At 37.6% G+C, this 6,472-nt stretch carries 6 protein-coding genes; 4 read left to right on the top strand and 2 right to left on the bottom strand.

The genetic code is table 11. The features are described 5' to 3' along the window. The first annotated feature begins 43 nt into the window (after nt 1-43). Nucleotides 44-1,399: a D-serine ammonia-lyase gene (gene dsdA, locus G396_RS0101930; RefSeq protein WP_028124874.1), complete on the top strand. Its 1,356-nt coding sequence runs from the start codon at nt 44-46 to the stop codon at nt 1,397-1,399. A 132-nt stretch (nt 1,400-1,531) separates the two neighbouring features. On the opposite strand, the gene G396_RS0101935 is transcribed toward dsdA, so the two are convergent. Together G396_RS0101935 and G396_RS10845 are read right to left on the bottom strand one after the other, a co-directional pair. Then, complete coding sequence (locus tag G396_RS0101935) at nt 1,532-2,416, bottom strand: cation diffusion facilitator family transporter (protein ID WP_028124875.1); 885 nt, start codon at nt 2,414-2,416, stop codon at nt 1,532-1,534. A 12-nt stretch (nt 2,417-2,428) separates the two neighbouring features. Beyond that, nucleotides 2,429-3,376: a C39 family peptidase gene (locus G396_RS10845; RefSeq protein WP_051221056.1), complete on the bottom strand. Its 948-nt coding sequence runs from the start codon at nt 3,374-3,376 to the stop codon at nt 2,429-2,431. A gap of 209 nt (nt 3,377-3,585) precedes the next feature. Here G396_RS10845 and G396_RS0101945 point away from each other — a divergent pair, with 209 nt between their 5' ends. The 3 genes from G396_RS0101945 to phaZ all read left to right on the top strand — a co-directional run bounded on the left by G396_RS0101945 (nt 3,586) and on the right by phaZ (nt 6,366). After that, complete coding sequence (locus G396_RS0101945) at nt 3,586-3,924, top strand: MerR family transcriptional regulator (RefSeq protein WP_006417656.1); 339 nt, start codon at nt 3,586-3,588, stop codon at nt 3,922-3,924. A 10-nt stretch (nt 3,925-3,934) separates the two neighbouring features. After that, the gene (gene glnA / locus G396_RS0101950; RefSeq protein ID WP_028124876.1) at nt 3,935-5,281 is read left to right on the top strand and encodes a type I glutamate--ammonia ligase; all 1,347 of its coding nucleotides are present in this window, start codon (nt 3,935-3,937) and stop codon (nt 5,279-5,281) included. Between the two features lie 188 nt (nt 5,282-5,469). After that, nucleotides 5,470-6,366: an intracellular short-chain-length polyhydroxyalkanoate depolymerase gene (phaZ, locus tag G396_RS0101955; protein WP_028124877.1), complete on the top strand. Its 897-nt coding sequence runs from the start codon at nt 5,470-5,472 to the stop codon at nt 6,364-6,366. Nucleotides 6,367-6,472 lie beyond the last annotated feature (106 nt).

Here is a 6,472-nt window from a genome sequence, read left to right on the forward strand (position 1 = left end):
ACTTTTCTTAATGTAATAACTATGCATAGAGGAGGCTAATTCAGTGACAGAAAAAATAGCTGGTAAGACTTTAGAAGAATGGGTTAAAGAAAGTCCTATTATTGATACACTAGTAAATGGTGAGGTTGTTTTTTGGATTAATGATAAGAAAAAGGGCTTTGAAGAAGCTAAAGATACAGTTCAATTTAATAGGGCCGATGTGATTGATGCTGAGGAACGACTTCAACGTTTTGCACCTTTTATAAAACAAGAGTTTGCGGATACAGAAGCTCTAGATGGACTTATTGAATCACCTATTACCCACTTAGAAGCTTTTCAAAAGGAACTTGAAGACCGGTATCAAGTAAATATTGCAGGTCAACTTTATTTAAAACGTGATGATTTACTACCTATTGCTGGAACAATCAAAGCTCGGGGTGCTATTTATGAAGTCTTATGCCATGCCGAAACTTTAGCTCTTGAATCAGGCTTACTAGAAAGTACGGAAGTTAATTACCGAGTCTTTTCAGAACCTAAATTTAGAGAGTATTTCTCTCAATTTAAGGTGATTGTTGGGACAACCGGAAACTTAGGTATTTCAACTGGAGTAATGGCTGCAAAATTTGGTTTTGATGCCATTATTCACATGTCAAATGATGCCAAACAATGGAAAAAAGATTACCTTCGTTCTCATGGTGTAACTGTTATTGAACATAATACTAATTTCACTGAAGCTGTTAATCAAGGACGGATAGCGGCTGAAGCCGATCCTCAATCCTATTTTGTCGATGATGAGAACTCTAAATATTTATTCCTAGGATATACTACCGCTGCCAGTCGTTTGAAAAAACAACTGGATCAAGAAGGAATTAAAGTAGATGCGGACCATCCATTATTTGTCTACCTTCCATGTGGTGTGGGAGGATCTCCTGGTGGGATTACTTTCGGTTTAAAACATACCTTTGGTGATAATGTTCATTGTTTCTTTGCTGAACCAAGTCATGTACCATCCTTATTATTAGGTCTAATTACGGGTGAATATGCCAATGTATCTGTTTTTGATTTCGGGATTGATGGTAAAACGGTTATGGATGGATTAGCTGTTCCAAGAACATCACAATTAGTAGCTCCACTAATGGAAAACTTTTTTGATGGGGGCTATACTGTTTTAGAAGATGAAGCTAGCCAAACGCTTACGCGTTTAGTTGATGTTGAGAAAATTGCCCTTGAACCTGCAGCTGTGGCTGGACTGTCAGGACCTGCCAAGTTATTTAAAACTCAAGCAGGTCAAGCCTATCTATCTGCTAAAGGATTAATGGATAAACAAGATCAAATTACCCACATTGCATGGGCCACAGGTGGTTCAATGGTGCCTGATGAAGATAAGAAAGCTTTCTATGAAGCTGGCTTAGTTAAATAAAATTTAAAAATAATAATGGGACTGAATAAAAATTCAGTCCCTCTTTTTATGGTATTAGGATGGCTTAGGAAGTTTGTAAAATAAAATGAGAAGTTTTTCCTTGTTGATAAAATGATTCAATAAAGATCATATTTAAACTTTCTGATACGGTTCAACATGGACATCAATATCAAAAACACCGTAATTATACAGTAAGATTGCTTCAACTTCTTCAGTTATTTTATGGGATTCATAGACAGACAAATTACCATCAATATTAATCACAATATCCACATAGGTATGCTGGCCATTCATTCGTGCACGAATTTTGGGCACATCCAGAACTTTAGGATGCATTAAAACCTTTTCTTTATAGTGAATCAGTTGGTCTTTATCAAAAGCATCGGAAAGAACAAAGGTAGATTCAGCAAAAACATGGTAGGCTGAGGTCATAATAATTGCTCCGATTATAATCGAAATGAGGGTGTCTAAAGCGGGTAGTTTAAGGTAGATAGATAAGGGACTTAATAAGGAAGCGGCGGAAATAAGTATATCATTTCGCATATCTCTTGAAGTAGCACTGAGGCCCATTGATTTAGTTTTTTGGGCTAAGGACCTAAGATAGTTATAAGTTAGGTAAAGGATGATGGTTGAGCTAAGACCAATCCAAAAACTGCGTTGGTCTGGTTGACTAAAGCTTTGATTGTAAAGAGTCATGAGACCTTGGCGAATGACATTAAAGCCTAAACTAAACATGATTAGTGATACAACAAAACTGGACAAGGCTTCATACTTATCATGACCGAAAAAGTGATCTTGGTCAGCTGGTCGCTTAGCTAGCCGTAAGCCTAAGAGGACAGTGAGCGAGGAAATAATATCCGAAAGATTGTTTAAACCATCAGCATGGAGGGTGGCTGAATGAAAGAAGTAACCACTTAATAGTTTAGCTAGGGCTAAGATTAGGTATACCAAAATGCCTAGCAAGGCTCCACGCGATGCTAGGCTAGTTCTATTTTTTGTATGAGAATTTTCGTTCAAGTCAAACAACCCCTATTTATAAATTGCCCAGTAATTTACGGCATCTTCTTGAATAATGGTTTGGTCAAATCCTTGTAAAGAATGCATTTTAGATGGATCATCATTGGGATCATTTACATAGACTAAACCTTGGTTTGGATCATAAGCTCGAACAATTAAAATATGGCCAATTTCGGTAAAGGTACCTGGTTTAACTGAAATGACAATTAGTTTACCCGCTTGAGAGGCTGCCATAGCCTGGTCAAAATCGTTACCAAAGTTTTCAAACTGATAACCAAATTCTTGGGCAAAATCGTAGAAGATATCCCAAGATGTTCCTTGGTTTTGTAAATAATATTTATCTTGACTCCAATCGAGAATGTCTTGAGGTTCGATTTGGGCATTATCATAAGTTGCTTGAATCATGGCTAAGGAAACGATGGCACAGCCATTTTTATATAGTTGACCGGGCGCATCTGAACCATAGTGTAGTTCGGCCCAACGGGGATCATTCTGCAATAAAAGAGGGACATCCAACTGTTGGATATTATCAGTCTGAGTGACTTGGGCAGGATGATTTGGCATAAAATAAATACCTGTTCGAGCGACATCTAATTTATTTTGTTGGATAACTTTCAAAATATCATCTTGTGCTGTTAGAAAATTATTATTATAAAAACGATTAATTGTATCATGAATGCTAGCTTGAATGGTCATTAAATCTGTATTACTAGGATCAGTTGGTATTTTATTCGATGCTTGGCGGAATAATTGAACTGGATTTTCTGATTCATCTTCTGCTTGGCTTTCATTAATACTTGATGAAAGACTAATGGAAGCTTCACTATTTTTATCCCAAGCAATTTTTTCTTCCTGGTCCTTGGTCATGGTCTTAAGACTAATTAATAAAGCAGTCGTTATAATAATAAGTAAAAGACTCCCTATGGGGATCAATTTAGTATAGCCTTGACGCGTTTTCATTGAGGGGAACCCCTTCATCGTGTATTTCTATCAAACCTAACTATGATAGTCTATTTATTATAGCAAAAAAGTTTATTTAAGGTTGTAAAAATGTTCAATTTAATCAAAGTGAAATACCATGTTACATTTTCTAACATGAAACGTTAAATTATCCTTGCATCTCCCCTTGAAAAATTTTACACTAAGACTAAATTTAAAGGAGGGAGCCCATGCGAGCAATTGAATTGAAGCGGTCGCGGCCAGTTTTTCCAATTGGTACCGTGATGGAATTAACGGATTTAACCGCTAGACAAATTCGATATTATGAAGAATATCAATTAGTGGTTCCTAGGCGTTCGGCTTCTAATCGACGAATGTATTCTTTAAATGATATTGATTTATTGTTAGAAATTGCTGATTTAATTGAATCGGGGATGACTCTTAAAGGGGTTCAAACTCATTTTAGACAAAAGAAAGATCAAGACAGTCAGGCAAAACCTGGTTTAACTGACCAGGATGTGCGCCGTATTTTACGGGATGAATTAGGGATGGAAAGTCGTTATAAATAGGAGGAAGTACATGGCTAAGCAAAAATGGACCAAAGAGACAATTCTAGAGGATGCAGCAGAGAAAAATGTAAGTTATATCCGCTTAATGTTTACGGATATTTTAGGGATTATCAAAAATGTAGAAATCCCCGTCGCCCAGTTAGGTAAAGCATTAAATAATGATATGGCTTTTGATGGGTCCTCCATCGAAGGGTTTGTTCGGATTGAAGAAAGTGATATGTACCTAGTTCCAGATCTTGATACTTGGTTAATTATGACCAAACATGATGAAGACCCTGACGGTCGTGTGGCCCGTTTAATCTGTGATGTGGAAACACCTGACCGCCAACCTTTTGCGGGGGACCCTCGTTCTAATTTAAAACGGATTTTGGCTAAGCTTGCTGACTATGGCTTTACAACTTTTAATTTAGGACCAGAACCAGAATTTTACTTATTTAAACGCGATGATCAAGGTCGTCCAAGTAAAGAATTAGGGGACCATGGTGGTTACTTTGACTTAGCCCCTATGGATATTCAAGAAAATGTTCGCCGGGAAATGGTGATCGAATTAGAAGATATGGGATTTGATATTGAAGCTAGTCACCATGAAGTGGGACCAGGTCAACATGAGATTGATTGGAAATATGCGGATGCAATTTCTGCTTGTGACTTTATCCAAACCTTTAAATTAGTGGTTAAGTCAGTTGCTAAAAGAAATAATCTTTATGCCACCTTCATGCCTAAACCAGTTTACGGCATTGCTGGCTCAGGGATGCACTTTAATTTATCTTTATTTAAAGGCAAGGAAAATGTCTTCTTTGATCCAGAAGATGACCGTCAATTATCTAAAGAAGCCTATTATTTTATTGGCGGCCTATTAAAATATGCCTCTGCTTATACGGCAGTATGTAACCCCCTAGTTAACTCTTATAAACGTTTAGTGGATGGCTTCGAAGCCCCAGTCTATATTGCTTGGTCTGAGAAGAATCGTTCACCTTTAGTTCGGATTCCAGTGGCACGAGGCCTATCAACCCGGGTAGAAGTACGTTCTATTGACCCTTCTGCTAACCCTTATTTAGCCCTAAGCGTTCTATTAGCGGCTGGCTTAAAAGGAATCGAAGAAAAGATAGAACCCGGTGAACCGATCATGCGGAATATTTATTCCATGAGTCGCCAAGAACGGTTTGAACAAGGTATTTTTGATTTACCGCGGACCTTAGGTGAAGCTTTGGATAATTTGAGCCAAGAACCGGTTATCCTAGAGGCGCTAGGTAGTCATATTTCTGAAAACTTTATTGATGAAAAGAGTTTAGAATTTGATTCCTATAATAAACAAGTGACCCAATGGGAATTGGAAAAATACTTTAATATTTATTAAGTCTTACTTTATCAGTGTAGGACGAGAGTCTGGCGCTTTCGCCAGACTCTTTTTATATGCAAAGCTTTTCAAGAATTAGGTCAAACCTATCTATTTATTCACAAATAAAGCGTTTTCTTTTTTTGTTTACCAACAAATAGGAATGTGCTATTCTTTAGCTAAAATGATGAATAAAAAGGAGATGACATATGAAAGTGTATCAAGAAAAAGAAATCGTCGTAGAATCCTTAGGTAAAATTTCCTACCGGCAGGGTGATATTCAAGCCGGCCGCCCTCAAGTCTTATTAATCCATGGGAATATGTCTTCTTCCGTTCATATGGAAGCTTTGATTGAAAGCTTGGAAGGCCATGCTAATGTTTATGCGCCAGACCTACCTGGCTTTGGTCATTCAGACTATGTTTATGAGCATGATTCGATTGAAGAATTTGCCCAAGATTTGGCTAAGATTGTTGCGGCCTTGTCCTTAGAAAAGTTTGATATTGCTGCCTGGTCAGCGGGAGGCTTAGTTGCCTTAGAATTAGTTTACCTGCTTCCAAATCAAGTGAAACAAATCTATCTATTAGGAACGGTTGGGATACAAGGTTATCCAATGTATCAAAAAGGTGAAGATAAGCGCCCTATTTTTGGTCAGCCCTTACTAAGCAAAGAAGAAATTGCTCAAGACCAGTATCAAGTCCAGTCCTATTTAGATATTAACCAGACGAAGAATTTTCCCCTATTAGAAAAAATTTGGACCCGGACTATTTATCAAAATAAGCAGCCTGATCCGGAAACCTATGCCCGCCATTTAGAGGCTACCATGCAACAGGTAAACTTAGTTGATTTGGATTACGCTTTGGTTCACTATAATATGACCCAAGAGGCGACCGCTATTGCTCCAGGTAGTGGCCATATCAGCGGTGTTGACCACCCTATTTATATCTTACACGGTAAGTTAGATAAGATTATTCCGTATGACCAAGCTCTCTTAAATAAGAAATTTTTCGGTGACCAAGCCCAGTTAATTAGCTTTGACCAAGCCGGCCATTCTCTGATTCAGGATAATCTAGCAGATGTGAGTCAACTTATCTTAGAAAATTTATAAAAAATAGCTTAACTAAAAAGATTCTCACAGTGGTTTGTACTGACCCCCTAAAGTTGGACCAAAAAATCCAACTTTAGGGGGTCTTTGTATGGCTAAATATAGCTTA

This window comes from Eremococcus coleocola DSM 15696 (assembly GCF_000428865.1).
GTDB lineage: Bacteria > Bacillota > Bacilli > Lactobacillales > Aerococcaceae > Eremococcus > Eremococcus coleocola.

Coding starts and splice junctions, on each gene's coding strand:
- G396_RS10845 (WP_051221056.1), bottom strand. CDS start 3,376: ATGAAAACGCGTCAAGGCTATACTAAATTGATCCCCATAGGGAGTCTT.
- G396_RS0101945 (WP_006417656.1), top strand. CDS start 3,586: ATGCGAGCAATTGAATTGAAGCGGTCGCGGCCAGTTTTTCCAATTGGT.
- glnA (WP_028124876.1), top strand. CDS start 3,935: ATGGCTAAGCAAAAATGGACCAAAGAGACAATTCTAGAGGATGCAGCA.
- phaZ (WP_028124877.1), top strand. CDS start 5,470: ATGAAAGTGTATCAAGAAAAAGAAATCGTCGTAGAATCCTTAGGTAAA.